At 68.2% G+C, this 26,991-nt stretch carries 21 protein-coding genes and 1 pseudogene; 7 read left to right on the top strand and 15 right to left on the bottom strand.

Features of this window, described 5'->3' with window-relative positions; genetic code table 11:
* The first annotated feature begins 579 nt into the window (after positions 1–579).
* The 3 genes and pseudogenes from CV1CTNOD_RS19740 to CV1CTNOD_RS28445 all read left to right on the top strand — a co-directional run.
* Entirely contained in the window at positions 580–1,131 is a 552-nt protein-coding gene (locus CV1CTNOD_RS19740; RefSeq protein ID WP_165485636.1) for an RNA polymerase sigma factor, read from the top strand.
* The gene (locus CV1CTNOD_RS19745) at positions 1,128–2,189 is read left to right on the top strand and encodes a CU044_5270 family protein (RefSeq protein WP_131787495.1); all 1,062 of its coding nucleotides are present in this window, start codon (positions 1,128–1,130) and stop codon (positions 2,187–2,189) included. The genes CV1CTNOD_RS19740 and CV1CTNOD_RS19745 overlap by 4 nt, the downstream gene beginning before the upstream one ends.
* 189 nt (positions 2,190–2,378) lie before the next feature.
* Positions 2,379–2,770 (top strand): annotated as a pseudogene (locus CV1CTNOD_RS28445) (transposase); the annotation flags it as partial.
* A gap of 149 nt (positions 2,771–2,919) precedes the next feature.
* On the opposite strand, the gene CV1CTNOD_RS19755 reads toward CV1CTNOD_RS28445, so the two are convergent.
* The 7 genes from CV1CTNOD_RS19755 to gatC all read right to left on the bottom strand — a co-directional run bounded on the left by CV1CTNOD_RS19755 (position 2,920) and on the right by gatC (position 10,551).
* The gene (locus CV1CTNOD_RS19755) at positions 2,920–3,342 is read right to left on the bottom strand and encodes a peptidase inhibitor family I36 protein (protein WP_131787497.1); all 423 of its coding nucleotides are present in this window, start codon (positions 3,340–3,342) and stop codon (positions 2,920–2,922) included.
* Positions 3,343–3,890: 548 nt separating this feature from the next.
* On the bottom strand, positions 3,891–4,106 hold the full coding sequence (locus CV1CTNOD_RS19760) for a hypothetical protein (protein WP_131787498.1): 216 nt from the start codon (positions 4,104–4,106) through the stop codon (positions 3,891–3,893).
* Between the two features lie 630 nt (positions 4,107–4,736).
* Positions 4,737–6,431, bottom strand: a complete 1,695-nt coding sequence (locus CV1CTNOD_RS19765; protein WP_165485637.1) for a penicillin-binding transpeptidase domain-containing protein — start codon at positions 6,429–6,431, stop codon at positions 4,737–4,739.
* 315 nt (positions 6,432–6,746) lie between these two features.
* On the bottom strand, positions 6,747–8,264 hold the full coding sequence (gatB, locus tag CV1CTNOD_RS19770) for an Asp-tRNA(Asn)/Glu-tRNA(Gln) amidotransferase subunit GatB (protein WP_131787500.1): 1,518 nt from the start codon (positions 8,262–8,264) through the stop codon (positions 6,747–6,749).
* On the bottom strand, positions 8,261–8,632 hold the full coding sequence (locus CV1CTNOD_RS19775) for a hypothetical protein (protein ID WP_131787501.1): 372 nt from the start codon (positions 8,630–8,632) through the stop codon (positions 8,261–8,263). Before CV1CTNOD_RS19775 ends, gatB begins: the two co-directional genes overlap by 4 nt.
* A 122-nt stretch (positions 8,633–8,754) precedes the next feature.
* The gene (gene gatA / locus CV1CTNOD_RS19780) at positions 8,755–10,242 is read right to left on the bottom strand and encodes an Asp-tRNA(Asn)/Glu-tRNA(Gln) amidotransferase subunit GatA (protein WP_131787502.1); all 1,488 of its coding nucleotides are present in this window, start codon (positions 10,240–10,242) and stop codon (positions 8,755–8,757) included.
* A gap of 12 nt (positions 10,243–10,254) precedes the next feature.
* A complete protein-coding gene (gatC, locus tag CV1CTNOD_RS19785; protein ID WP_131787503.1) occupies positions 10,255–10,551 on the bottom strand; it encodes an Asp-tRNA(Asn)/Glu-tRNA(Gln) amidotransferase subunit GatC in 297 nt (98 codons plus the stop codon).
* Positions 10,552–10,755: 204 nt separating this feature from the next.
* Here gatC and gltX point away from each other — a divergent pair, with 204 nt between their 5' ends.
* Both gltX and CV1CTNOD_RS19795 read left to right on the top strand, forming a co-directional pair.
* Entirely contained in the window at positions 10,756–12,177 is a 1,422-nt protein-coding gene (gene gltX, locus CV1CTNOD_RS19790; RefSeq protein ID WP_131787504.1) for a glutamate--tRNA ligase, read from the top strand.
* Positions 12,178–12,398: 221 nt separating this feature from the next.
* On the top strand, positions 12,399–13,112 hold the full coding sequence (locus CV1CTNOD_RS19795; RefSeq protein WP_131787505.1) for an ACT domain-containing protein: 714 nt from the start codon (positions 12,399–12,401) through the stop codon (positions 13,110–13,112).
* A 128-nt stretch (positions 13,113–13,240) separates the two neighbouring features.
* On the opposite strand, the gene ligA is transcribed toward CV1CTNOD_RS19795, so the two are convergent.
* The 4 genes from ligA to CV1CTNOD_RS19815 form a co-directional block, all read right to left on the bottom strand.
* Complete coding sequence (gene ligA / locus CV1CTNOD_RS19800) at positions 13,241–15,424, bottom strand: NAD-dependent DNA ligase LigA (RefSeq protein WP_242606850.1); 2,184 nt, start codon at positions 15,422–15,424, stop codon at positions 13,241–13,243.
* A complete protein-coding gene (locus tag CV1CTNOD_RS19805; protein ID WP_131787534.1) occupies positions 15,421–16,452 on the bottom strand; it encodes a methionine synthase in 1,032 nt (343 codons plus the stop codon). The genes ligA and CV1CTNOD_RS19805 overlap by 4 nt, the downstream gene beginning before the upstream one ends.
* 127 nt (positions 16,453–16,579) lie before the next feature.
* Positions 16,580–17,635 carry a tRNA 2-thiouridine(34) synthase MnmA gene (gene mnmA / locus CV1CTNOD_RS19810; protein WP_131787506.1) on the bottom strand — a complete coding sequence of 352 codons (1,056 nt, stop codon included), beginning with the start codon at positions 17,633–17,635 and terminating at the stop codon, positions 16,580–16,582.
* A 5-nt stretch (positions 17,636–17,640) separates the two neighbouring features.
* Positions 17,641–18,828, bottom strand: coding sequence for a cysteine desulfurase family protein (locus CV1CTNOD_RS19815; protein WP_131787507.1), 1,188 nt, complete (start codon positions 18,826–18,828; stop codon positions 17,641–17,643).
* Here CV1CTNOD_RS19815 and CV1CTNOD_RS19820 point away from each other — a divergent pair.
* Positions 18,811–19,137 (top strand): hypothetical protein, encoded by a 327-nt coding sequence (locus CV1CTNOD_RS19820; protein ID WP_242606851.1) that lies wholly within the window; start codon positions 18,811–18,813, stop codon positions 19,135–19,137. The genes CV1CTNOD_RS19815 and CV1CTNOD_RS19820 overlap by 18 nt on opposite strands.
* A 46-nt stretch (positions 19,138–19,183) precedes the next feature.
* Here the strand turns inward: CV1CTNOD_RS19820 and CV1CTNOD_RS19825 are convergent, their stop codons facing one another.
* The 4 genes from CV1CTNOD_RS19825 to CV1CTNOD_RS19840 form a co-directional block, all read right to left on the bottom strand.
* Complete coding sequence (locus CV1CTNOD_RS19825) at positions 19,184–19,690, bottom strand: MarR family winged helix-turn-helix transcriptional regulator (protein WP_131787508.1); 507 nt, start codon at positions 19,688–19,690, stop codon at positions 19,184–19,186.
* 228 nt (positions 19,691–19,918) lie between these two features.
* Complete coding sequence (icmF, locus tag CV1CTNOD_RS19830; protein ID WP_131787509.1) at positions 19,919–23,173, bottom strand: fused isobutyryl-CoA mutase/GTPase IcmF; 3,255 nt, start codon at positions 23,171–23,173, stop codon at positions 19,919–19,921.
* 303 nt (positions 23,174–23,476) lie between these two features.
* Positions 23,477–24,436, bottom strand: coding sequence for an electron transfer flavoprotein subunit alpha/FixB family protein (locus tag CV1CTNOD_RS19835; protein ID WP_131787510.1), 960 nt, complete (start codon positions 24,434–24,436; stop codon positions 23,477–23,479).
* Between the two features lie 13 nt (positions 24,437–24,449).
* Positions 24,450–25,235: an electron transfer flavoprotein subunit beta/FixA family protein gene (locus tag CV1CTNOD_RS19840; protein WP_131787511.1), complete on the bottom strand. Its 786-nt coding sequence runs from the start codon at positions 25,233–25,235 to the stop codon at positions 24,450–24,452.
* A gap of 263 nt (positions 25,236–25,498) precedes the next feature.
* On the opposite strand from CV1CTNOD_RS19840, the gene CV1CTNOD_RS19845 reads away from it, so the two are divergent.
* Positions 25,499–26,947: a transcriptional regulator gene (locus CV1CTNOD_RS19845; protein WP_131787512.1), complete on the top strand. Its 1,449-nt coding sequence runs from the start codon at positions 25,499–25,501 to the stop codon at positions 26,945–26,947.
* Positions 26,948–26,991 lie beyond the last annotated feature (44 nt).

Raw genomic sequence — 26,991 nt, forward strand, 5'->3', positions numbered from 1 at the left:
CCGTCAAGCTCATCAACACCCCCGCCACCCCAACACCCACCGTGCCCAGCGCGACGGTACCGGGTGCCCGAGGCGCCGGCAGCCCACCCACGCCCGGCGCGTCGGCACCGCAACCGGTCTGATGCCGGCTCGTACCCATCGCCCACACCCACGTCTGGCGCGTCGACACCGGCCCCAAGCCTTCAGCGTGCCGTTACCGACCTCGGGCGCCCCCGTGGATCTTGCCTGATGTGAACGGCGATCCAAGAACCTCCCGATGATCAACTCCCGCCGCCTGCAGGGCCGTTCACAGCGTGGCGGGTAGGCCCACCAGGACGGTGGATCATGAGATCGAGTACGTAAGTGGCTGCCGGAGCGACCACTTACGTACTCGATCTCATGATCCGACGCTTTTGACGCCGAGAGCTTCGTGCGGCTCCTGGCTGGTGTAGATGGCTGTCTGGGCGTCGATCCGCGCAAACGAAGATCCACGGGCCCGGGGCACCTGCCTGGACTCAACTCACGTTGCTGGCCTGGCTGGTGTAAGAAGCAGGCCCCTTCCGGACATCCTCTAGTAGGAGGAACCCCGAGGGAGACGTGGTGCAGACTGATCGCGCTAAGAAGGCGGCGTTCACCGTCTTGTATGAGGCTCAGTACCTGCTGGTACTGCGCTACGCCCGCCGGGAGGTGCCCGAGCATGTTGCTTCCGATGTTGTCGCGGAGACGTTCACTGTTGCGTGGCGCCGGTTCGCCGAGGTACCCGAAGCACCATTGCCGTGGCTTCTGGGTGTCGCCAGGCGGATAATCGCAAATCAGCGTCGAGGTGACAGGCGGTATGAGCGGCTCCTCCAGGTACAGCAGGAGCAGTCGGCGACTCCCAGCCGAGATCCCGCCGATGCTCTGGCCGAGCAGGACATCGTTCGTACCGCAATGCGGCAGATGTCCGCGGCGGATCGGGAAATTCTCGCCCTGATTGGCTGGGACAACCTCGGTGTCCGCGAGGCAGCTCAGGTTCTGGGAATACGCGCAAGCACCGCCGCTGTGCGCTTGTATCGCGCCCGACATCGCCTGAAAACACATCTCGCCAAAGGGCTGTCTCCGCAACCGAACACTCCAGACCGATCGATGCCCGTAGCCAGGGAGATTCCATGATCGGAAATGTGAAGGCCGTCCGTCGTATACTCAGCGGCCACGACCCCGCAGACGACCCAAACTACGTTCTCGGCAACAGCAAGGCAGCCACTCTTGAACGCGTTTTTACTTCCCCGAACGGGGATCATAATTTCCATCGGAGTCGTCTCTCCAGATACAGCTGGGCGCGTCGCGCAACATGGCTCGCCTCGGCTGGAATGGCCGTGGTGCTGGTAGTCTTTTTTCTCACTCAGTTCGGCTTGTCGAGCAGCACGCCTCCGCCGACCGCGCAGGCGGCAACGCCACGACTCCTCGCCTATAGTCCGGTGTCAGAAAATGCGCGTGACGTACTGATAGAGATTGCCTCACAGATACGCACCAACGCTTCGTCGCTAAACAGAGCAGAATATCGGTATGTCAAGACAGAAAGCTGGTCTCTGAGTACCCGGATCGATGGTAGACAGGTTCGATCCGCAGTACTACCGGAGATTCGTGAGGTGTGGCGTGCTCCCGATGGTTCGGGACGGGTGCGAATTATTCCGGGCACGCCTGAGTTTCCCTCGGATGAGGCCAGGAGGGCTTGGCAGGACGAGGAGCGACCAACTGTGAAAGCGTCGGACGAAACATTCCACGCTGGGGAACTCGTGACGATGTATCCATCGACACTCCCGACGGACGCCGACGCCATGGCCGCGTTGTTCGCAGCTGGGCATCCTGCATCGAACGGCCCGGCGGAGACACTTGTGGCCGCTACCGATCTCTACCTCGAGCAGACCCCGGCTGCCCCCGCTCGAGCAGCGGTACTCGAAGTGCTCGCCAACACCTCCGGTCTTCAATTGCAGGGGCGTACGGTTGATCGTATCGGCCGGTCCGGTCTCGCGTTCTCTGTGGACAGCAGCATGTCAGGGCTCCCCACCCGATACATTTTGATCATCGACCCGACCGACGGCCGACTTCTCGACCAGGAGCAGGTACTCATCACTAGCGCCGGCGCACTCAACGTACCTATTCCGAGCACTATTTCATACGTCGTGTTCGCCGATGCCGCACATACAAGCGACACCAGGAATCGAACTTGATCGTAGAGCAGGGCAGGGTAGGCCGTTGGCGAGGTGTTAGCCAAACTGGCCCTTTTCCGACGGCCTACCCTGCAGAATAGGCAACTAGCGGTGGTTTGTTGTGATCGACTGACCATGTGCAAATAGTCAAAGAATCCCCTGGCTGTGCGAGTACGGGCAAGAGGTGGTTCAGTCGCGGAGGTGATCGCGATGACAGCACGGCTGCCGGGCCCGCCGACTCCGGCATCGGTGGAGGCGTACGCCTTCCAGTTCGACGATCTGTTCGCCTCCCGGGCTCAGCGCTGCACGTTCCGGGACCACCTGGTCGGTCTGCTGCTGCCCCGGGACCGCAACACACTGCCTGGCCGGAGCGAAACCGGCCGTGGGCGCGCAGCACCGGGAGGTCCAGCGGCTGCATGGTTCCTGTCGGAGTCCCCGTAGAACCACGAAAAAATCAACACGCGGCGCATCGAGCTGCTCATGGCACAGCCCCGGCCACCCGGCCTCATCCCGGCGGGGTCCTGATCATCGACGACTCCGGGGACCGTAAGATCGGGAACGCCACCGCAGGCATGTCCCGCCAGTTCATCGGTTCCCGGGGCTGCGGTTCAGACGATCACAACAAACCACCGCCATTCACTGTTCCGCTTCGCGGCGCCGTGCTATCCCGAGAGCGCCGGGACGATTCAATCGTTGCAAAATAGCTGGTTGAGCGCAAAATCGAGCACTCAACCAGCTATTTTATTAACTTCTAATACGCAGAGAAGCTCTCCGCTCGATCGTTGTTTGCGTCACCCACCCACGATGATAGAAAATGGGGCACCTCCGTCCAGAGAAACGGAGTACCGACATACGGTTGATCGTATACATTAATAGTTCCAGCACCCCCGTTAACCCAGGAAGAAGTCTCATTATCGAAGCCATAGTTCGAAAAATTTATATTCTGCGGATAATCCTTGAACTGAAGTCTCCTGCCGCCCCAGTCGATATGTTCATAAAAGCAGTAGTAGTCTGCGCCGAAGTACTGAGTGGGGCAGCCATAGATGTCGGATGTTGAGATTGGCCCCCCAAGCGCTGCGGTGCTGCTCGTCGGCGCGGCCTTCTCACCGTCCCAGGGGAAAACCATGACGACTTTTCCGCCGTCCCAGGCGATCTCGTTGGGGCTAATCTGCACGCCGTCTGGAGCAAGGCGCAACTACGCGGCGACCCGATCTGCCAACCGCGCCGTGGAAGATCCCGCAAGAGTTCGATCATTACTTTCCGCAGCGACTCCTCCCGGAGATTGCGCACTAGCGGTTCCACCAAAAGCAAGTAATATACCGCAAAAGACCGCTATGGCAGCAAGAAACCTGCCTATCGATGATGGACGCACTCGAATCCTTTCTGGGGATCGTTAACTGCGAGCAAAAAATTGACATTTCACACCCGACCGCCTCGGCAGCGGTGAATAACAACACTGCCGCCAGATGCGGCAACAGAAAAAATCAGCTCGTTTTACCTCCCGTTCAAATTCCGAATGATCCCGAAGCCGACATCAGATTTTGTACACGCCTCTTTCAGGCTTACACAAGCAAAAAGAGTTAATTCCGTCATGACGGGATGACGGGATGACGGGATGACGGGATGACGGGATGACGGGATGACGGGAAACTTGCATGGCGAGGAGAGTTGTTCCCGCCGTCGCGGAGCGGCGTTCCCTGTCGGCGAGGGGAAACGGGTGGCTCAGGGCTGAGCCGGTGGTTGTTCGAGGATGTCCGCGAGGGCGTCGGTAAGGCTGCCGTGGCGTATGCTCCACACGAGCATTGCCCGCCATGTCTCGTCTTTCGACACCGCCCTGCCGGTACGGCGCCGGAGGTTGCGGACAAGATCTTCAAGCGCCCCTTCCTCGGCGAGGGTGAGGTTGACCGTGGTCTTACGTGGCCGAGCGGCCGGCGGCACGCCTGCAACCCTGCCGAATGGGACCAGGGCAGATCGGGCCCACCGCTCAGAAAGACTCGACAGCGTTCTACCAGGAACAGGTCCGCCGCCAGGAACAGCTCCGGGGATCGAAGCGGACGGCGAAGGATTGGGCAAGCCGTCGGAAGTATCCGCGGGATCGGGCCTCATCGGCCATCGACCGGCCGTCCACCGACGAGGGGGGCAGGACGTCCGTGGACGTCGAGCAGATGGCGCCAGCCAGGCATAGGAGCATTCCGGAGGTCCGTGGAATACGCGAATTCCCGTACTCTCGCCTGGGAGCGGGAGCACGGGTCAGGCGGAAACCAAAACAGTCTGTACGCTCGGTGTTCGCGCAGGAGACAACGACGCGAAAGACAACGGAACGAAACAGTACATCGACAGAATATTGCCAGACGCCGTTGTCCGCACCACCAGTCTGCCCAGTAGGCGGCTACCCGGGGTCGGGATCGGCGGGTGCGCCAAGCGCGAACGCGGTCACAATGTGCAGCATTGCACACAAGGCGTTGCCATGTCGAACGTATGCACATGAAAGGCAACCATCGTCCCTCTGTTGTCTTCCGTGCAACAAAGCCCTGATTGCCAACGCGGCAACAGCAGGCAGGCGAGCTGTCAGACGACGCCCCCGAGGTTTTCGAGGAAGCGGGCCGCCAGCGGCGCCGCCGACACCGCGCCGAAGCCGCCGTCCTCGACGATGACCGCGAAGGCGACGTTACCGCGGTAGCCGACGAACCAGCCGTGGGTCGGCGGCGGGTTGACGTCCTTGTACTCGGCCGTACCGGTCTTGCCACGCACCTCACCGAGGAAAGTCACCCCGTTCGCGGTCCCCTCGGTGACCACCGCCCGCATGAAGTCCTGCAACGGCGGGAGCACCGCAGGCGGCAACGGGTTGCTCCTCGCCGCCGAACCGGCCACGAACGGCTGGCGCCAGGTTCCGCTGGCAACCGCCGCCGCCACGCTGGCCATCTGGAGCGGGCTCGCCTCCACCCTGCCCTGTCCGATGGCGTCCGACGCCGACTCCACCGCGTCCTTCGGCGTCGGGAAGGAGCCGCCGACACTCGCTATCGGCAGCGGCCGGCTGCCGTCGAAACCGTAGAGTTTCGCGGCCTGCTCCAGTGCCGAGTCCGGCAACGACTGCTCCAGCCGGATGAACGCGGTGTTGCAGCTGCGGGCGAACGCCTCCCGCAGCGGGATCACACCGAACTGCTCGGCCTCGGCGTTGGTGAAGGTGCGCCCGCCGATCGGCACGGTCTGGGTGCAGTCCAACGGAGTGTTCGCGTCCTTCCCCGCTATCAGCGCGGCGGTCGCCGTGACAATCTTGAAGGTGGACCCCGGCGGATAGCGGCCGTTGGCTGCCCGGCCGTACCCGTTGAGCGGATGGTTCACCAGGGCGAGGACACCGCCGGTCTGGACGTCGATGGCGACCAGGGCCCCGTTGGGCTTGGGAGCGGTCGCCATCGCGGCCTCGCCAGCACGCTGCACCTTCAGGTCGAGCGTGGTCTGCACGTCCTTGCCATCGGTCATCGGGTACGACCGCAGGGTGTTGACGGTCTCGTTCCGCTCGTTGCGGACGACCACGGTGCCGCCCTGAGGAGCGAGGACCGCGTCATGGACACGCTGCAGCCCCGACAGCGGGGCAACCTGACCGACCAGGTTGCCGGCGAGCTCCGCGTCACTGTTCAGCGACTGGCCGCTCACGTCGACCAGCCGGCCGCGTTTGCCCGTGGACGTCGTACGATCCAGCCGCAGCCCGGGTGCCAGCGCGGGATTGACCGAGTCGGGCCGGGCCTGGACCTTCCACGCCTTCCCCTGGCGCACGAGGTGCAGCACACCGTCGTAGGTGTACGGCTCGGGAAAACCGGCCAGGGCGAGCGACGCCGAGTAGCCGACCGTGGCTGTCGAGCCCGTCCGCTCCAGGGTGCCCGGGACGAAGCGGACCCCGGTCACGTTCAACTTGGCACGGATGTCGATCATGGATGTCACGAGCTGGTCGACGCCGATCGCCCCCGGAACGGTCACCGCGGTCACGCCGGCCTTGCCCTGCTCCTGCACGGCCGTGACCGCGTTCTGGTCCGCGGTGGCCGTGTCACCGGACGAGCCGAGGCTCTGCCAGCTGGACAGGTACTCCCCTGCCGCAGCCGTCGCTGCCCTGTCCAGGGCACGGTTGTCGCTGCGGATCTTCCACAGGTATCCGGCACCGGCCGCGGTGAGCAGCACGATGACGACGACGAACGCGACGAGCAGACGGGTGCGGCCACGGCCACGCCGCGACGTCGATGCGGTGAACCCGCTGGGAGTGAGAGGCACCTCGGCGCGCTCCTCCCGATGACGATCCCAGCGGCGATCCCGCTGGTGACGGCCGGGCACCGCCATCGGCGGGCAGGCTCCGGGCGCGTCGACAAGCTTACGAAGGATTGACCGGATGCCGCCCCTCGACGCGCCGTGAACAGGCAGCGGAAGCCGTAGGCGAAAATCGCTGCTGCCACGACGGTTTCCACCTACAGACACGGAACGCGTAGGTGGAAACCGTCGTGGCAGTGACATTTCCCACCGACAGGCTTCGGTGGCGGAGAACGGAAGATCGACTGTGGATGGTAGCGGGCCAGGATGCGGGCAGGGCGGCTACTGACCGAGGCGCTCCAGCAGGAGTTTGCGCACGGTACCCGGGTCCGCCTGGCCCTTCATGGCCTTCATGACCGCGCCGACCAGCGGGCCCACCGCGTTCACCTTGCCGCCCCGCACCTTGTCGGCGATGGCCGGCTGGGCGGCGATGACCGCGTCGACCGCCTCGGTGAGCGCGCCGTCATCCGACACGAGCTTGAGGCCGCGACCGGCCACCACCTCGTCAGGCGTCCCCTCACCGGCGAGGACGCCGTCGATGACCGTGCGGGCGAGGGCGTCGGTCAGGTCACCATCGGCGATCATTTCCGTGATACGGGCGACGTCGAAGGGCCCGATCGCGAGGCCTGTCGGAGTCACGCCGGCGTCGGCGGCCCGGCGCGCGAGCTCGTTCAGCCACCACTTGCGGGCGGCCTCAACCGCCGCCCCCGCCGCGATGGTCTCCTCGACCAGGTCGAGGACGCCGGCGTTGCGCATGTTCACGATGTCGGTGGGCGTGAACCCGTAGTCACCGACAAGGCGTGCGCGGCGCTGCGCCGGCAGCTCCGGAATGGTCGCCCGGACGGCGTCGACGTACTCGTGGGTCAGCGCCAGCGGTGTGAGGTCGGGTTCGGGGAAGTACCGGTAGTCGGTCGCCTCCTCCTTGGAGCGCCCGGTCGACGTCGTCCCGGACGCCTCATCGAAGTGCCGGGTCTCCTGGACGATCCGAAGGCCCGCATCCAACCGGGTGGCCTGCCGGACGATCTCGTGCCGGACCGCCCGTTCCACCGACCGCAGCGAGTTGAGGTTCTTGGTCTCGGACCGGGTGCCGTAGGGCGCGGCGGGCTCGCCGGGCGCGGTACGCGGCCGCAGCGACACGTTGGCGTCGCAGCGCAGCGAACCCTGCTCCATCCGGACGTCGGAGACGGTGAGCGCACGGCACAGCTCGCGCAGCTCGTCGACGTAGGCGCGGGCGACCTCGGGCGAACGGACGTCCGGCTCGGTGACGATCTCGATCAGTGGAATGCCGGCCCGGTTGTAGTCGACCAGCGAGTGTGTGGCCCCGTGGATGCGCCCGGTGGCCCCGCCGACGTGCAGGGACTTGCCGGTGTCCTCCTCCATGTGGACGCGGGTGATGCCGACCCGGTGGATCTTCCCGTCGACCTCCACGTCAAGCCAGCCGTTCTCGCACAGCGGCTCGTCGTACTGGCTGATCTGGAAGTTCTTCGGCATGTCCGGGTAGAAGTAGTTCTTGCGCGCGAAGCGGCACCATGGCGAGATCGAGCAGTTGAGCGCCAGGCCGATCATCACGGCGAACCGGACGGCAGCCTCGTTGACCACCGGCAGCGAGCCGGGCAGGCCCAGGCAGGTCGGGCATACCTGGGTGTTGGGATCCGCCCCGAACACGGTGGAACATCCACAGAACATCTTTGATGCGGTGCCGAGCTCGACGTGCGTCTCCAGCCCGATCACCGGCTCGTAGCGAGCGACGGCGTCGTCGAAGGTGGGGGTGGTGACCGCCGTGGTGGCCGAGGGTGTCAACGCACGTGCTCCTGTTCAACCGCGTCTGCCTGTACTGATGGGGAACCGGAATCCGGGTCGGCCGGCTCCTCCGCGTGCGCCGCCGGTGCGGCCTGCGCCTGGTCGCTGGCTCCCAGCGACCCGGGGACTTGAGCCTCCGGCGGCGCGGAAGAACCGTGATCGTGCCGCCCTTGGCCCTCCAGACGGCGGGCCCGGGTGTCACGCAGGTGGATCCGGGTGGCGAACACGGCCGCGGCGACACCGAGGACGCCCCACATGATCAGGATGGGCGCCACCACCGCGACACCGAGTACGAGCACGGTGACAGCCAGCACCCAGGCCGCCACCAGCAGCGTCCGGTCCTCACGTCTGCTACGTAGCGCAACCATCGTATGCCTCCTCCCACGCCATCCTAGCCGGCCGGAAGCAGAGCGATCATGGTTCTTCCCGCGCGGCCGGGGGTCTCGTCACAGCGCATCTGTCACAGGCGTACCTGTCACAGACGTACCCGTCACAGTGCCGGGGCGTCATCGAGAAAGGGATGACCGCGCCTGGCCTCCAGCGCCGCCTCCAGCGCGCCACCGACCCGGTACAACCGGTCGTCGGCGAACGCCGGCGCCATGATCTGGAATCCGACGGGAAGCCCTTCGGCGAGACCGACCGGCAGGCTCATCGCCGGTCCGCCGGCCAGGTTCGACGGGATCGTGCACAGGTCGGACAGGTACATCGCCACCGGGTCGTCGACCTTCTCCCCGAGCCGGAACGCGACGGTGGGCGTGGTGGGCGAGACCAGCACGTCGACCCGCTCGTAGGCGGCGGCGAAATCCTGACTGATCAGCGTCCGGACCTTCTGCGCCTGACCGTAGTAGGCGTCGTAGTAGCCCGACGACAGCGCGTAGGCCCCCAGGATGATCCGCCGCTTGACCTCGGGCCCGAACCCGGCTCCGCGGGTGCGGGTCATGACTTCCTCGGCTCCCGCCTCGCCGTCGTCACCCACCCGCAGGCCGAAGCGCATCGCGTCGAAGCGGGCCAGGTTGGACGAGCACTCGCTCGGCGCGATCAGGTAGTAGGCGGGCAGCGCGTAGGTGAAATGCGGGCAACTGACCTCGACAACCTCGGCACCAAGGCCGACGAGAACCTCGAGGGCGTCGGAGAAACGCGCGCGGACGCCGATGTCGTAGCCGTCCCCGGACAGCTCTCGGACCACGCCGATCCGCACACCGCGCAGGTTGCGGCTGGCGGCGGCGGCCACCACGGCCGGCGGCGCGAGCTCCACGCTTGTCGTGTCCAGCGGGTCGTGACCGGCGATGGTGGCGTGCAGCAACGCGGCGTCGGTCACCGTACGGGCCAACGGCCCGGCCTGGTCCAGGGAGCTGGAGAAGGCGACCAGGCCGTAGCGGCTCACCCCGCCGTAGGTCGGCTTGACCCCGACCAGCCCGCACACCGCCGCCGGCTGGCGGATCGAGCCGCCGGTGTCGGTACCGATCGCGATCGGCGTCTCGAACGCGGCCACGGCCGCCGCGCTGCCCCCGCTGCTGCCACCGGGGATGCGGTCGGTGTCCCACGGGTTGCGGGTCGGGCCGTAGGCGGAGTTCTCCGTGGACGACCCCATCGCGAACTCGTCCATGTTGGCCTTGCCGATGATGACGACACCGGCCGCGCGCAGCTTCGACACGATGGTCGCGTCGTACGGCGGATACCAGCCCTCCAGGATGCGGCTACCGCAGGTCGTGGGCATCCCCTGGGCGGTGAAGACGTCCTTGAGGGCGAGCGGGACACCCGCGAGCGGCCCGAGGGACTCCCCCGCGGCCCGGCGCCGGTCGACGTCACGGGCCGCGGCGAGGGCGCCGTCGACGTCGACGTGGAGGAAGGCGTTGATCCGGTCGTCGACCTTGGCGATCCGGTCGAGCGCGGCCTGGGTCGCCTCCAGCGCGCTGAGCTCACCCGCGGCGATCGCGGCGGCGGTCCGGGCGGCGGAGAAACGGATGACGTCGGTCACGGAGAGGAACCCTCACTCGTCCATATCAAGGATGCGCGGCACCCGGAATCGGCCGTCCTCCACGGCGGGCGCACCGGCGAGAGCGTCGGTCCGCGGAAGGGACGGGCGGGTGATGTCGGCCCGGAACACGTTCGTCAGCGGGACGGCATGCGTCGTCGGTGGGATGTCGCCGGCGGCCACCTCCGCGACCCGGGCGACGGCACCGATGATCACATCGAGCTGGGGGGCAAGCGTGTCGAGTTCCTCGTCCGACAGCGCCAGCCGCGACAGGCGGGCAAGATGCGCGACCTCGTCCCTGGTAATCGCCATACCGGTTACAATCCTCTGACTTCCCGATGACCTTCCGATCACCTTGTGGCTTGACTGACCCGCGTGCGTGTCGGCGGCGGACGGGAGCCGAGCCGGCCCGGCCCGCGGACGACGCTGTGGTCATCGTACGGTCCGGTCCACCTCATCGGCCTATGGCGTGCCGGCCACCGGCAACACCGTGCGCTCGGGCGATACGGTGCGGGAGTGGTCAGCGTCGTTCCACGGCTGCGTTTCGCGCCGTCCCCGACCGGCATGTTCCATGTCGGCAACGCCCGGTCCCTGCTGCTGAACTGGGTGGTCGCCCGCCAGTCGGGCGGTTCGCTGGTGCTGCGTATCGAGGACACCGACGCCGCCCGCAGCCGTCCGGAGTGGACGCAGGGGATCATCGACGCGATGGCATGGCTCGGTGTCGGGCCGGACGAGTACGAAGGCCCGTACCTCCAGTCAGCGAACGCCGGGGCGCATCAGGAGGCGATCGAACGGCTGCTCGCCGCCGGGCGCGCCTATTTCTGCGACTGCTCGCGCGAGGACGTGATCGCCCGGACCGGGGACAGCCACCGCGGCTACGACGGCTTCTGCCGCGACCGGGGGCTCGCTGCCGCCGAGGGCCGCGCCGTGCGCTTCCGGACGCCGGACGAAGGCGCGACGATCGTCGACGACCTCGTCCGCGGCAAGCCCGCGTTCGACAACGCCCTGCTGGAGGACTTCGTCATCGCCCGTGGGGACCGCTCGGCGACGTTCCTGCTGGCCAACGTCGTCGACGACATGACCATGGGCATCACCCATGTCATCCGGGCCGAGGAGCACCTGTCCAACGCTCCCAAGCAGCAGCTGCTGTGGGAGGCCCTGGGCACGCCGCCGCCGGTGTGGGCGCACACGCCGATCCTGGTCAACGCCAAGCGGCAGAAGCTGTCGAAGCGGCGGGACAGGGTGGCGCTGGAGGACTTCCGCGCCGAGGGCTACCTGGCCGCGGCCATGCGCAACTATCTGATGCTGCTCGGCTGGGCGCCCTCGGGTGACCGGGAGATCGTTCCCTGGGAGGTCATCGAGACCGAGTTCCGGCTGGAGGAGGTCAACTCCGCTCCGGCGTTCTTCGACGTGGCGAAGCTACGCGCGTTCAACGGCGAGTACATCCGGGCGCTGCCCCTCGAGGAGTTCATCGCCGCATGCGGGCCCTGGCTCACCGGGCCGTCCACTCCGTGGGACGCCGACGCCTACGACGCGGAGGTGTTCGCGGCGGTCGCACCGCTTGCACAGACCCGGCTGGTGCTGCTGTCCGAGATCGTGGCGCTGGTGGACTTCCTGTTCCTCGACGAGCCGGTCGTCGACGAGGCGGCGTGGTTGAAGACCGTGAAGGACAGGGACAACGCGGCCGCCCTGCTCACGGCCACCGTCGACGCCTACTCCCAGGCCGCCGGTGACCAGGCATGGGACGCGCAGACCCTGAAGGCACGCCTGGAGAAGGTCGGTCTTGCCCACGGGCTGAAGCTGGGCAAGGCACAGGCACCAGTGCGGGTGGCCGTGACCGGCAAATCGGTGGGGCTGCCGCTGTTCGAGACGCTGGCGGCCCTTGGCCCGGACCGGACGCTCACCCGGCTGCGCACCGCCCTGGCCCGGCTCACCTGATCCGGCTCACCTGATCGGGCAGGTCCCGTACCGGATACGACGGATGCCGTACCGGCCGTCCGTCAAAAGGCAAACTCTTTACCTGAGGTAACACAACGTGAAGAGAAGTGCGATCCACTACCAGCCAGAGGAGCCTGAAGGTACCCCGATGACCAGCACTGATACCTGCACGTGATGTAGTTGCCACCAGATTGGCACGCACGAAATGCATCCTTGACTACATGTCGTATCTGCTGCGCCTCGTCCTGCCGGACCGTCCCGGCGCCCTGGGCGCCGTCGCGACCGCCCTGGGTCAGGCCGGCATCGACATCGTCAGCCTTGGCGTCGTCGAGCGTGGCGCGCACGGCGCCGTGGACGACCTCGTCGTCCAGCTGCCCCCGGCCGGGCTGGCCGACACCGTGCTGACCGCGGCCCAGTCCGTACCCGGGGTGAGCGTGGAGTCCCTGCGCCCATACCCGGCCGACGACGTCGGCATCACGCACGACCTGGACCTCGTCGAAGCCCTGACCGCCCGGCCCGACAACGCGCTCACCGTCCTCACCGAGTTCGTCGGTGCGGTGTTCCACGCCGACTGGGCCGTGCTGCTGGAACGGGTCGCGCCGCAGGACGTGCGGATCGTCCAGACCTCCGTCGGCGCCCCCGACCTCGGTGGCGACGAGCTGACCAGTCCGAAGAAGGTGCGCCCCGCGCTGCTGTCGCTGCCTCTGGACCGCGCGCAGCGCCTCGACCCGGATACCGGCTGGTTCCCGCCGCGCTGGAGCGCGCTCGGCATGGAACTCGCGGTGGCACCGGTGGGAAGCCCCGATGTGGCGGTGCTCATCGGACGGCCCGGTGGCCCGCGTTTTCGCGCCTCCGAGGTCCAGCGGCTGGCGCATCTGGCCGGCATAGCCGCGACGATCGTGCGCAACCGGAACACCTCGCCGGCTCCCACCTGACCACCTGACCGGCCACGGGACGCCGGTGCGGGGACCGCACGCAGAGGCCGCGGCACGGGAGCCTGCACAGGGACTGTGACTGTGACTGCGCCAGCCGGAAAAACCACAGCCGCCGGAAAACCGCGGGGCTACCCGTCCTCCGGTTCCACGGGCAGCGCGAGCGGGACCGCAGCCTGCGGCCCCTGCTCCAGCAGGACGGCGAAGCCGGCCTCGTCGAGCAGCGGCAGCTTCCACGCGCGCGCCTTGTCGTACTTGCCCGCCCCCGGATCGGCGCCTACCACCACGAAGCTCGTCTTCTTGCTCACCGAAGCGGTGACCTTGCCACCCCGGGCCTGGACGGCCTCGGTGGCGGAGTCACGGCTCCACCCCGCCAGCGTCCCGGTGATCACTACGGTGACGCCGGTGAGCGGGCCGGGCCCCTCGTCCGCGCCGGCGTCGGCGAGCTGCGCCCCGCCGGAACGCACCCGTTCCAGCACGTCACGGTGGCGCGGATCGGCGAACCAGTCCACGACGGAGGCGGCAATGGTCGGGCCCACGCCGTCGACGACGGCCAGGGTCTCGGTGGACGCGGCGGCGATGGCGTCCACCGAACGCATCTCCCGGGCCAGCGCCCGGGCCGCGCTCGGCCCCACATGCCGGATGGACAGCCCGACCAGCAGCCGCCACAGAGGCCGTTGCCGGGCCGCTGCCACCCCGCGCAGAATCTGATCGACCTTCTTCTCGCCGAACCCGCGCAACCCCGTGAACGACTCGGGGCCCAAATGGAAGACGTCACCGACGTCGCGTACCCGACCGGCCTCCAGCAGGGCGGTCGCCGTCTCGTAACCGAATCCGTCGATGTCCAGAGCGCCCCGGGAAGCGAAGTGGAACAGCGACTCGCGCAGTTGCGCCGGGCACGACACGGCGTTCGGGCAGCGGACGTCGACCTCGCCCTCGGGGCGCACCAGCTCGGTGCCGCACTCCGGGCAGCGGGTGGGCATGACGAAGGCGCGCTCGGAACCGTCCCGCAGGTCCGCGACCGGCCCGACGATCTCCGGGATCACGTCACCGGCCTTGCGCAGGACGACGGTGTCACCGATCAGCACGCCCTTGCGTTCCACCTGGTCGGCATTGTGCAGCGTGGCGAGGCCGACGGTGGAGCCGGCAACCTTGACCGGCTCAAGGCGGCCGAACGGGGTGACCCTCCCCGTCCGGCCCACGTTGACCTCGATGTCGAGCAGCTTGGTGGTGACCTCCTCGGGCGGGTACTTGTAGGCCACCGCCCAGCGTGGGGACTTCGACGTGGCCCCGAGACGGCGTTGCAGCCCGAAGGCGTCGACCTTCACCACCACACCGTCGATCTCGTGCTCGATGTCGTGGCGGTGCTCACCCCACCGGCGGACGAACGCCTCGACCTCGGCGACGCCGGCGAGTACCTCGTGGTGCCGGGAGACGGGCAGGCCGAGTTCGGCCATCCGGTGGTACGCCTCGGACTGGGAGGTGACGTCGAAGCCGCGGTGGACACCGAGCCCATGCATGATCATAGACAGTGGACGGGTGGCGGTGACCCGCGGGTCCTTCTGCCGCAGGGAGCCTGCGGCGGCGTTGCGCGGGTTGGCGAACGGTTTGTCGCCCGCGGCGACCAGCGTGGCGTTGAGCTCGGCGAAGGCCGCCGTCGGGAAGAAGACCTCACCGCGGACCTCCAGCAGCTCGGGCACGCTCCCACCGCGCAGCCGGATCGGCACCGCCGAGAGGGTCCGGATGTTCGGGGTGACGTCCTCCCCGGTCCGCCCGTCGCCGCGGGTGGCCGCGCGCACCAGGTATCCGTCCTCGTAGACCAGGTCGACCGCAAGACCGTCGATCTTCAGCTCGCACAGCCAGGCGTCCACGCCGGCATCCCGGGTGACACGGGCGGCCCACGCCTGGAACTCCGCGTCCGTGAAGACGTTGTCGAGTGAGAGCAGCCGCTCCAGGTGCTCCACCGGGGTGAACAGGGTCGAGATGGAGCCGGCGACCTTCTGGGTCGGCGAGTCCGGTGTGCGCAGCCCCGGATAGCGGGTCTCGATCGTCTCCAGCTCGCCCATGAGCCGGTCGTACTCGGCGTCGGAGACGGTCGGTGAGTCCAGGACGTAGTAACGGAAGGCGTGCTCGCTCAGCTCCCGAGCCAGTTCCGCCGCCCGCGCCCGCACCTGCGCCGGGATCTCGTCGGCCGCGCCATCCCGCGTCAACAGGCCGGCATCGCCGACGGACCAGGGATCACCGTCGGGCCGGGCCTCGGTCCCCAGCGCCGTGCTCCGGGGAGCATCCGCGCCCTGCGTGTCGAGCGAACTCATACCGGCTCGTCCGCCAGCGCCCGGCCCGCCTCGCGGCAGCGCCGCAGCGCCGCCCTCGCATAGGCGGGTGTCGCACCCGCGAGACCGCAGGTGGGAGTCACCGCGACCACCTCCCGAAGCTGCTCCGGGGAGAACCCCAGACGTCGCCACATCGACCGGACGGGCTCGACGGTACGGCGGACGTCCGACAGTTCCGCGTCCCGCGACGCCACCACCCCGAACATCAGCGCGACCCCGGCCTCGACCGCCTCGCCGACGGCGTCGTCGTCGGCGGGCGTGAGCAGGGTCGCGTCCACGCTGACAAAGGCGGCCTTCGCCTGGCGTAGCAGCCCCAGCGGCGGCGCGGACGTGCAGCAGTGCACCCCGGCGGGCACACCGGTGGCGGCGAGCAACGTCCGCAGCCGGTCGACGGCAACGCCCTCCTCCACTACGGGAAGGACCCCGAAACCGCTGGGTGTGCGGACCTCACCGGCGATCACCGCCGGCAAGCAGGGCTCGTCGACCTGCACGATCAGGCGGGCGCCAGGCACAACCAGGGCGATTTCCGCGAGGTGTCGGGCGATGCCCTCGGCGAGGGCCTCGGCGATGTCCCGGCTCGCGCCCGCGTCCTTGAGGGCCTTGTGCCCTCGTTGCAGCTCGATGGTGGCGGCGAGCGTCCACGGGCCGGCGACAGCGACCTTCAGCGGCCCGGTGTAGCCGGCGGCGACCTCGCCCAGCGCGTCGAGATCGCGGGCGAGCAGGTCGCGGGTCCGGCGCAGGTCCATTCCGGGACGCGGTACCAGCCGCCACCCGGACGGTTGCAGGTCGACCGGCATGTCCGCGAGCAGGCCCGCCGAACGGCCGATGATGTCGGCGCCGGCCCCACGGTTCGGCAGCTCCGGCAGGTGCGGCAGGTCGGGCAGTTCGTCGAAGACCAGCCTGCACGCCTCGACCGGGTCGGTCCCCGGCAGCGAGCCGACCCCGGTCGCGGTCCCCGGCTCCCACAGGCTGCTGCTGGTGGGCGCTGCGGCGGGTGCGGTGTCAGGCATGGTGGTGGGCGTTGTCACGGGCTCATCAACATCATGATCAAAATCACCGTCCGCAAAGAGCAGATATGGGTTGGCCCAGCGCCGGAACGCCGGAATACCCGAACCGCCGGAATACCCGAGCCCCGGGTCAGTGGCCGAGCCTGATGACATGACCGCCGCCGAGGACGCGGTCGCCGTCGTAGAGGACGACGGCCTGGCCGGGCGCGGTGCCGCGGACCGGCTCGTCCAACGTCACGTGCAGCTCCTCACCGACGCCTTCGGCCGTGGCCGCCACCGCCCGCCCGTGCGCGCGGACCTGCGCCGCGCAGGCCACCGGGCCCTCGTACGGCCAGACCGCCCGGTCGGCCACCAGCCTGGAGACGTCGAGCGCTTCGGCCGGGCCGACCGTCACCGCTCGTGTCACCGGCGAGATGTCGAGGACGTAGCGCGGCCTGCCATCGGGTGCGGGTCGCCCCAGGCGCAGGCCACGGCGCTGGCCGATCGTGAACGCGAAGGCCCCGTCGTGCTCCCCCAGCGTCTCGCCGGTGGTCGCGTCCACCACCGGGCCGGGGCGCGAGCCGAGCCGCTCCCGCAGCCACCGGCCGGTGTCGCCGTCGGCGATGAAACAGATGTCGTGGCTGTCAGGCTTGTCCGCGACCGCGAGACCACGGCGAGCGGCCTCGGCGCGGACCTCGGTCTTCGTCGTGTCCCCCAGCGGGAAGATCGCGTGGGCAAGCTGGTCGGGACGCAGCGTCCCCAGCACGTAGGACTGATCCTTGCCCAGGTCGACCGAACGGCGCAGCACCGCACCGGAAAGCTGCGCATGATGGCCGGTCACCACCGCGTCGAAACCCAGGGCCAGCGCCCGCTCCAGCACCGCCGCGAACTTGATCCGTTCGTTACACCGCACGCACGGGTTCGGTGTCCGGCCGGCCTCGTAGGCGGCGACGAACTCGTCGATGACGTCCTGTTCGAACCGGTCGGCGAGATCCCACACGTAGAAGGGGATACCGAGAACGTCGGCGGCGCGGCGGGCATCCCGGGCGTCCTCGATCGTGCAGCAGCCGCGGGCGCCGGTCCGGTGCGATTCGGGCGATTTCGACAGGGCCAGATGCACGCCTGTCACGTCATGGCCGGCGTCCACCGCACGGGCGGCCGCCACCGCCGAGTCGACGCCCCCGGACATCGCCGCAAGCACGCGCATCCCACTCACCCCCCCGACAGACCGGCGAGCGCCCCCGCACGGCGCGCTCGGTTCACCACAGGCATGATCACGCGGATCAAGGCGTCGACGTCGCCCGCAGCGGACGTCCGCCCCAGCGAAAAGCGCAGCGAGCCGCGGGCGCGGGCCTCGTCGACACCCATGGCCAGCAGGACGTGGGACGGTCGGGCCACCCCCGCGGAGCAGGCCGAACCCGTCGAGCACTCGATCCCGTGAGCGTCGAGCAGCAACAGCAGCGAGTCGCCCTCGCAGCCCGGGAAGGTCAGATGGGCGATGCCGGGCAGGCGTCCGGGGCCTGAGGGCGCTCCGTTGGCCACCACGTCCGGCACCGTGGCGAATACCCGCGCGACCAGGTCATCACGCAGGGCGGCCAGCCGCACCGCCTCGACCGGCTGCTCGGCGACCGCCGCCGACGCCGCGGCCGCGAAGGCGGCCACCCCGGGGGTGTCGAGGGTACCCGAGCGGACGTCGCGTTCCTGCCCGCCACCGTGGGTCAGCGGCGCCAGGACCAAGCCCCGGCGTACCAGCAACGCGCCCATGCCGATCGGGCCGCCGAGCTTGTGTGCACTGACCGTCAGCGCGTCCGCGCCGCTGTCCTCGAACGACACCGGGATCGACCCGACAGCCTGGACGGCGTCGGTGTGGAACACGATCCCGTAACGGTGCGCAACCGCCGCGAGCTCCGCGACCGGCGAGACGGTTCCGACCTCGTTGTTCGCCCACATCACGCTGACCAGGGCGACGCTGTCGGGGTCACGCGCGATCGCCGCGGCGAGGACATCGGGACGCACCATCCCGGTGGAGTCCACGGGCAACAGCTCGACCTGGGCGTCCTGCGCCTCGGCAAGCCAGACCACGGCGTCGAGGATGGCCCGGTGCTCGACCGCGCTGACGAGCACCCGGTGCCGGCGTGGTTCGGCGGCACGGCGGGCCCAGTACAGCCCCTTGATGGCCAGGTTGTCGCTTTCGGTTCCGCCGGCGGTGAAGACCACCTCGGACGGGCGGGCACGCAGCGCGGCGGCAAGCGCCTCACGCGACTCTTCAACTACCCTTCGTGCACGACGGCCGCTGGCGTGCAGCGACGACGCGTTCCCGCCGTCCGCGAGCGCCGCGGTGTAGGCGGCCACGGCCTCCGGACGCATCGGCGTGGTCGCCGCATGGTCGAGGTAGGTCACACCACCGAGGATATCCGTGCCTCGCCGCGATACCCCGCCGACGCCCAGGAGCCCGGCCTGTACATCTCGGTGCTGGCGGCCGTGGCCACCGGCGAGGCCAAATGGGGCATCGAGATGGGCCTCGAGCATCTGAACAGGCTGCGACGCGCCCGCGCGCTCATCGAACGGACCAACAACCTGGACGTGACCGACACCCGCCTCCTGCTGTTCTTCGCCACCGGCTTCACCGACGATCTACGCGCCGCCGCCGCCGGCTCCGGCCCCGGCATCGTCCTCGTCGACCTCCACCGTCTGTACGAAGGCGACTGAAGGTGGCCGGCCAGGAGATCGCCCGGCCCACCGGGAGGCCGGCGGGTCAGAAGTCGCCGGCGCGGCCGCGGAACTCCCGGAGGATCTCGACGAGCGGACCGATCTGCTCGGGCGGCATCCCCGGGTCGGCGAAGACGCGCTCGTTGAGCGCGACGGTGGCCGCGGTCGCGAGCTCCCGGCCGGCCGCCGTGATCTCGGCCAGGGTCGCCCGCCGGTCCGTCGGATGCGGGATGCGGCGGACAAGCCCCTGCGAGGACAGCCGGTCGACCGCGCTGGTCACGCTCGTCGGATGCACCTGCAGGCGGTTGCCGACCTTGCTCATCGGCAGGGACCCGGTCCGGCTGAACAGCAGCAACATGAGCAGCTCGTAGCGGGCGAAGGTCAGCTCGAAGGGACGCAGCACCTCGTCCGTGCGGGCCAGGATGATCTGCTGGGCGCGCATCACGGACGTGACCGCCGCCATGCCGTCAGCGGCGTCGGCCCACCCGTGCGCCGTCCACTGCCTGCGCGCCTCCTCAATGGGGTCGAACGGCAGAGGCTTGGGAAAGGACACGGGCAGACGGCTCCTCCACGACGTGGCCGGTCGGCCGAAGGACAACACGGGCCTCGCTTCCCGTGCCGCCGCAGACCCCTGGGGCCGCTGTGGACCCCTAGGAAACGTGGGCCTCCCGGAGTTGCCGGATCCGGGGTTCCTGCCGGATCCGGCAGGAACCCCGGACGCGAGCGAATCACGATCGCGCTGTCCCTGGCCAGCCAGGGGCCCCTGGGAAACTAGGTTGGGTCAGACGTTACGACGATACCGGCCACCGACCTCGAAGAAAGCGTCGCTGATCTGGCCGAGCGAGCAGTGCCGGACCGCGTCCATGAGGACGTCGAAGGTGTTCTGGCCGGCCGCCGCGGCCTCGCGCAGCCGGCGCAACGCCTCGGGCGCCTCCTCGGCGTGCCGGGCCTGGAAGTCGGCGAGCCGGGCGAGCTGTGAACGCTTCTCGTCCTCTGTGGCCCGGGCAAGCTCGAGGGGACCCTGCGGGCTGTCCTCGGCGTCGGGGTCGAGGAAGGTGTTCACCCCGATGATCGGCAGACTGCCGTCATGCTTGCGATGCTCGTACAGCATGGACTCGTCCTGGATGCGTCCACGCTGGTAGCCGGTTTCCATCGCGCCGAGCACACCGCCGCGCTCGGAAATCCGCTCGAACTCGGCCAGCACCGCCTCCTCCACGAGGTCGGTGAGTTCCTCGACGATGTAGGAACCCTGCAGCGGGTTCTCATTGCCCGTCAGGCCCCACTCGTTGTCGATAATCATCTGGATGGCCAGTGCCCGCCGGACGGAATGCTCGCTCGGGGTGGTCACCGCCTCGTCATAGGCGTTGGTGTGCAGGCTGTTGCAGTTGTCGTAGATGGCGCACAGGGCCTGCAACGTCGTGCGGATGTCGTTGAAGTCCATCTCCTGGGCGTGCAGGGAACGGCCGGAGGTCTGGACGTGGTACTTGAGCTTCTGCGACCGTTCGGCGGCGCCGTAGCGCTCGCGCATCGCCACCGCCCAGATCCGCCGGGCCACCCGGCCGATGACGGTGTACTCCGCATCCAGGCCGTTGGAGAAGAAGAACGACAGGTTCGGCGCGAAGTCGTCGATGTCCATGCCGCGGGCGAGGTACGCCTCGACGTAGGTGAAGCCGTTGGCCAGGGTGAACGCAACCTGGCTGATGGGGTTCGCCCCGGCCTCCGCGATGTGGTAGCCAGAAATCGACACGGAATAGAAGTTGCGGACGCCGTGGGTGATGAACCATTCCTGCACGTCGGCCATACACCGCAGGGCGAACTCGGTGGAGAAGATGCAGGTGTTCTGCCCCTGGTCCTCCTTGAGGATGTCGGCCTGCACGGTTCCACGCACGGTCGTGAGCGCCTTGGCCCGCACGTCGGCGGCCTCGGCCGGCGTGGGCTCGCGGCCTTCGGTGGCCACGAACTCCGTCAGGCGCTGGTCGACGGCGACATTGAGGAACATCGCGAGGATCGCCGGGGCCGGCCCGTTGATCGTCATCGAGACGCTCGTCGTCGGCGAGCACAGGTCGAAGCCGGCGTAGAGCTCCTTCATGTCGTCCAGGGTCGCGATCGAGACTCCGGACGTGCCGATCTTGCCGTAGATGTCGGGACGGGGCGCCGGGTCCCGGCCGTAGAGGGTGACCGAGTCGAACGCCGTGGACAGCCGGGTGGCCTGCGACCCCCGGGACAGGTAGTGGAACCGCCGGTTGGTGCGGAACGGGTCGCCCTCACCTGCGAACATCCGGGCTGGTGCCTCGCCGGCCCGCTTGAACGGGAACACCCCGGCGGTGAACGGGAACCGGCCGGGCAGGTTCTCCGCGCGCACGAAGCGCACGAGATCGCCGTGGTCGCCGGTTCGGGGCACTGCCACCCGCGGTATCGACGTGCCCGACAGCGTCACGCGGCGCAACGGCGTGCGGATCTCTTTGCCGCGCACCGTGTAGACCAGCTCCTCGCCGGCGTACTCCGCCACCGTCGCCGGCCAGGCGTCCAGCAGCTCGCGCACGTCGGGGTCCAGTGCCTTCTCGGCACCATCGAGGAGGGCGTCCAGCCCCGCGTGGTCGCCTCCGGCGGCGGCGAGCTCCTGGTGCGCCGTTGTCAGGTGCTGGCGCCGGCGTGCCGCCTGGACCTGCTCAGCGCTGCGCTGGTGGTAGGAGCGGACGGTCTCGGCGATCTCCGCCAGATAGCGGGTCCGGGCCGGTGGAAGCACCGTTGCCAGGCCCGAGGACGCCTTGACCGGCACCTGCGGCAGCACACCGGCGGCAAGCGGCAGGCCCTTGGCCGCGAGCAGAGCGATCAGGTGCTGGTAGAGCGCGGTGACCCCGTCGTCGTTGAACCGGGCCGCGCTCGTCCCGAACACCGGCATGTCCGCCCAGGAGACACCGAACGCCTCACGGTTGCGCACCAGCTGACGGCCGACGTCGCGGCGGGCGTCCTCCGCCCCGGACCGCTCGAACTTGTTGATCGCCACCACGTCGGCGAAGTCCAGCATGTCGATCTTCTCAAGCTGGGACGCCGCGCCGTACTCGGGTGTCATCACGTACAGCGAAACGTCGACGAGGTCGACGATCCCGGTGTCGCCCTGGCCGATCCCCGGCGTCTCGACCACGACCAGGTCGTAGCCGGCGGCCCGGCAGGCCGCGATCACGTCGGCGATACGCTCGGGCAGCTCACCTCCGGCACCCCGGGTCGCCAGGGAGCGGAAGAAGATCGTGGACGGGCCGTCTGCGTCCCCGAGCACGTTCATCCGGATGCGGTCACCGAGCAGCGCCCCGCCGCCCCGGCGGCGGGTCGGGTCCACCGCGATCACGGCGGCGCGCAGCTTGTCCTGCTGGTCGACACGCAGACGCCGCAGGATCTCGTCGGTCAGCGAGGACTTGCCGGATCCACCCGTGCCCGTGATGCCCAGCACCGGGATGCCGGGGCGGGCCGATGCCCGCAGCTGGCGCGCGAGCTCGGGCGAACCGCCGCCTTGCAGCACGGTGATCGCCCGCGCGAGCGCGCCCTGGTCACCGGCCAGGATCGCCGGCACCGAAGGCAGTTCGGTGGTCAGGTCGGTGTCGCACTCGGCGACGATCAGGTTGATCATCCCTGGCAGTCCGAGCCGCTGCCCGTCCTGCGGCGAGAAGATCCGGGCGACGCCGCGGGAGTGCAGCAGGGCGATCTCCTCGGGGACGATGACGCCCCCTCCCCCGCCGTATACCCGTATATGGCCGGCACCGCGCTCGCGCAGCCGCTGGACCAGGTAGCTGAAGTACTCGACGTGCCCGCCCTGGTAGGACGACAGCGCCACCGCCTGGGCATCCTCCTGGATCGCGGCCGTGACCAGCTCGTCCACACCGCGGTCGTGGCCGAGGTGGATCACTTCGACGCCCTGGGACTGCAGGATCCTGCGCATAATGTTGATCGCCGCGTCGTGGCCGTCGAACAGGGAGGCCGCGGTGACGATCCGCACCGGGTGTTGCGGGACATGCAGGGGTGACTGATTGGCTGCGCCCATCCTCGGACCTCCGGACCAACGGCGTACACACTCTGTCCACCCAATAATCGGATGGCAGATATTAGGATGACCACACAATAGGCCAGACGTCCAGAGTCTGCGATGATCGTCAGCTGTCAGAGACCCCTGATCGTGCCCGCAACGGCAGGGGAGGGTGTTCCACCCACGGAACATCCGCGGGGCATCCGCAAGACACCTGCGGAGCATCCGGAAACGACAGCGGCCGGATGTTCCCGCCCGGGGAGCATCCGGCCGCCGAAGATCCGCGGAAGGACGTCCGCGGATACCGGAGATGCGAAGCAACTACCCCTTGCGCTTCTCGACCGCCTCGGTGAGCTGCGGGACGACGTTGAACAGGTCGCCCACGACGCCGTAGTCGGCGAACTCGAAGATCGGCGCTTCCGGATCCTTGTTGATCGCGACGATCGTCTTGGACGTCTGCATCCCGGCCCGGTGCTGGATCGCACCGGAGATGCCGACCGCGACGTAGAGCTGCGGCGACACGGTCTTGCCGGTCTGGCCGACCTGCTGCTGGTGGGGGTACCAGCCGGCGTCGGTCGCCGCCCGAGACGCACCCACCGCGGCGCCAAGGGTGTCGGCCAGTTTCTCGACGAGCGCGAAGTGCTCGGCGGCACCGAGCCCGCGGCCGCCGGAGACCACGATCTGCGCCTCAGTGAGGTCGGGACGGCCCGACTTGGCCTCGACCACCCGGTCAAGGATCTTCGCCGACCTGGCGGAGTCCGAGATCGTGATGTCGACGTTCTCCTCTACCGGCGTGGTCGGCGCGACCTCGGGAGCAGTGGTGTTCGGCCGCACCACGAAGATCGGCGTCCCCTTGGTGACCTTCGAGGTGACGATCGTGGAACCGCCGAAGACGCCCTGGGTCGCAGACAGGTCCGGGGTGAGGGCGACGGCGTCCCAGATCAGACCCGACTCGGTCTTCGCAGCCGTACGCGCGGCGGCCTCCCTCGCCTCCGCGGTGGCGGCCGTGAGGACCGCCGTGGGCGAGACGTCGATTACCAGCTTGGCCAGGACCTCGGCCACCGGAGCCACCGCGTAGTCGACGACGTCGTCGGACTCGACGACATACACCTTCGACGCCCCATACTGGGCTAGGAACTCCTTGGCCTTTGCGTACGTACCGGGTGCGCCGAGGAAGACCGCGGATGCCTCACCCAACGATCGAGCGAGCGTCAGCAGCTCGGCGGTAACCTTTTTCGGCTCGCCGTCTGCATGCTCGACGAGTACCAGAACCTCAGCCATCGGACAGGACCCCTCAGATCAGCTTCTGCGCGACGAGGAACTCGGCGGCCTTCGTACCACCGTCACCCTCGTCCTTGACGATCGTTCCGCTCTGGCGGGGCGGTGCGGGCTGGGCGTCTACCACCGTCGAGGCGGCGTTGGCGAGCCCGACCGTGCTGGCATCCAGACCGGCGTCGGCGACGGACAGGGTGGTCAGCGGCTTCTTCTTGGCCGCCATGATTCCCTTGAACGACGGGTAACGCGGCTGGTTGATTTTTTCGACGACACCGACGACCACGGGCGTGGACGCTTCCACCAGGGCGTAGCCGTTGTCAGCCTGACGTTCGATGCGCACCGTACCCGCGCCCGGGTCGACGGTCACCTTACGGGCCTGGGTGAGCTGCGGGAATCCGAGCCGCTCGGCAAGTAGAGCACCCAGCACACCACCGCGGGCGTCGGACGCCTCGGCAGCGGTGATGACGATGTCGGGCGAAAGCGTCGAAATGACCTTCGCAAGCGCGGCGGACGTCTGCAGGGCGTCGGAACCCACCAGTTGCTCGTCGGTGATGTGCACGGCCTTGTCCGCACCCATCGACAGCGCCTTGCGTATGGTCTCGATGGCCTTCTCCGGACCCATGGTGACTACCGTCACCTCGCCGCCGTGGGCCTCTTTGATCTTCAGAGCCTCCTCGACCCCATACTCGTCCATCTCGTTTATGACGTTGTCGACACTCTTACGATCCGTCGTCCTGGTGACGGGATCAAGCTTCTTCTCCGCCCAGGTATCCGGAACCTGCTTGACAGTAACAACGATGTTCACGCCTCGAGGCCTCCGTAGCCACGTTCATCGGTCTTCTTGCTCTTGACATGGTCGCACCGTCAACCTTGTCACGCTCAATGATCGTTGACGTGACCCAGGCCGCACTCCGTCCACGTTGCCGCCCAAGGCCGCGTACGCGTGCATTCGAGCCAACTTCTGCACGGCCCCTTCTATCGTTGTGACAGCCTCACTACTTTCTGTCCTGCAGCACAAAAAAACGTCATCTCGCCACGAAAGGTCATCGCACGAACTATGAAGACACAATGAACAGAAAACCGGAATTGATCGGCTTTACTCAGGACGAACATCCCATACCGGACAAAAATGGATCTTACCCGACACTGTTCGCGCGACTGCTTGCCGAAACGTCCGTCTCCGACACCCGCTTCGCCCGGCAGATCAATGAGCGCGCGCGACGTCACCGCCGGATCGAGCTCGGACTGGCGCGCACCACGGTGGGCCACTGGCGTCGTGGCATGCGCCCCCGTGACCCCATGGTGGCCGAGCTCGCCGCCGCCGAGATGTCGACGCTGGTGGGCTACCGCATCACCCCGACCGACCTCGGCTGGCGGGGTGAGACCTTCCACGGCGACGACTTCGGGCTCCTCGTGGCCGAGAAACCCGCTGGCACCCTTGGAACCATCGCCGGACTCTCAGGACGAGACATGCGCAGGCGAGACCTCTTGCAGGACGGAAGTGCCTTCATAGCCACTGCCTTCGCCGACTCGGTACTGGCCAGCCTCACCGGCGTCGTCAACACGATCAAAAATGACGACGCCCTGGCTTCGACACCGACCGCAACGATGATCAGGGATATGACCGAGACCTTCCGCAAGCTCGACGCCCGGTACGGCAGCGGTGAGATCCGCGGACAGGTGGTCACCTTCCTGCACGACCGGACCAAGACCGCGCTGGACGCCCGGCACACCCCGGACCTGTTCGGCGCGCTGGCCGAACTGACCCAGTTCAGCGGCTGGCTCGCCCAGGACTCCGATCGCCAGTCACTGGCGCAGCGCTATTACATCCAGGCGCTCGGCCTCGCCGAGCATGCCGGGGACGCCATGCTGGCCAGCCGGATCCTGTCCGCCATGAGCGACCAGGCCGGACGTCTCGGCCAGCTCCGCCAGAGCCTCGCCCTGGCAAAGGCCGCCCTCGACCGCTCCCGCAGCACCGCATCCCGCTCGGTACGGGTGATGCTGCACGACAAACACGCCTGGGCCCTGGCCCGCAACGGCGACGAGGCCGGATGCGGCAAGGCGTTGAGCGCCATGGACGCCGAACTCGAACGGGCCTGCGCCGACGACGGCCCGCCGTGGTCCGCACACTACAACGACGCGGACGTCGCCGAATGCAAGGGCCACTGCTTCATGCTGCTCGGCAAGGCCCGGGAGGCCGAGCCGCTGCTGCTGGAGTCCCGCGCCCGGCAGCTTCCGTCGCGGACCCGTACCCGCAGCTACGCCGAGGCGGATCTCGCCCTGTCGTACCTTCGCAGACCCGGTCCCGACGTCGAAGCCGCCCTGGACGCCGGACGCCGCGCGGTCGAACTGGCAAGCCATCTCGACTCCGTCCGGATCACCGAGAAACTGCGCGAGCTCGACCGCGGCATCAGCCGATACGACGACGTCGTCGCCGTACGGGAGTGGCGCAGGCACGCCGCGCCGCTCATAGCCCGCCCCGGCATCCCCACCAAGGTGGCGGCGACAGTCGCATAAAGGATGACAGTCGCATAAAGGATAAACATAAACAGAAGAAGGTA

The organism is Protofrankia symbiont of Coriaria ruscifolia, from assembly GCF_900634745.1.
GTDB classification, from domain to species: domain Bacteria; phylum Actinomycetota; class Actinomycetes; order Frankiales; family Frankiaceae; genus Protofrankia; species Protofrankia californiensis.

Coding starts and splice junctions, on each gene's coding strand:
- CV1CTNOD_RS19745 (WP_131787495.1), top strand. CDS start 1,128: ATGATCGGAAATGTGAAGGCCGTCCGTCGTATACTCAGCGGCCACGAC.
- CV1CTNOD_RS19845 (WP_131787512.1), top strand. CDS start 25,499: ATGAACAGAAAACCGGAATTGATCGGCTTTACTCAGGACGAACATCCC.
- CV1CTNOD_RS19775 (WP_131787501.1), bottom strand. CDS start 8,632: ATGGTTGCGCTACGTAGCAGACGTGAGGACCGGACGCTGCTGGTGGCG.
- gatC (WP_131787503.1), bottom strand. CDS start 10,551: ATGGCGATTACCAGGGACGAGGTCGCGCATCTTGCCCGCCTGTCGCGG.
- CV1CTNOD_RS19795 (WP_131787505.1), top strand. CDS start 12,399: ATGTCGTATCTGCTGCGCCTCGTCCTGCCGGACCGTCCCGGCGCCCTG.
- mnmA (WP_131787506.1), bottom strand. CDS start 17,635: ATGCGCGTGCTTGCGGCGATGTCCGGGGGCGTCGACTCGGCGGTGGCG.
- icmF (WP_131787509.1), bottom strand. CDS start 23,173: ATGGGCGCAGCCAATCAGTCACCCCTGCATGTCCCGCAACACCCGGTG.
- ligA (WP_242606850.1), bottom strand. CDS start 15,424: ATGAGTTCGCTCGACACGCAGGGCGCGGATGCTCCCCGGAGCACGGCG.
- CV1CTNOD_RS19805 (WP_131787534.1), bottom strand. CDS start 16,452: ATGCCTGACACCGCACCCGCCGCAGCGCCCACCAGCAGCAGCCTGTGG.
- CV1CTNOD_RS19820 (WP_242606851.1), top strand. CDS start 18,811: ATGGTCGAGGTAGGTCACACCACCGAGGATATCCGTGCCTCGCCGCGA.
- CV1CTNOD_RS19835 (WP_131787510.1), bottom strand. CDS start 24,436: ATGGCTGAGGTTCTGGTACTCGTCGAGCATGCAGACGGCGAGCCGAAA.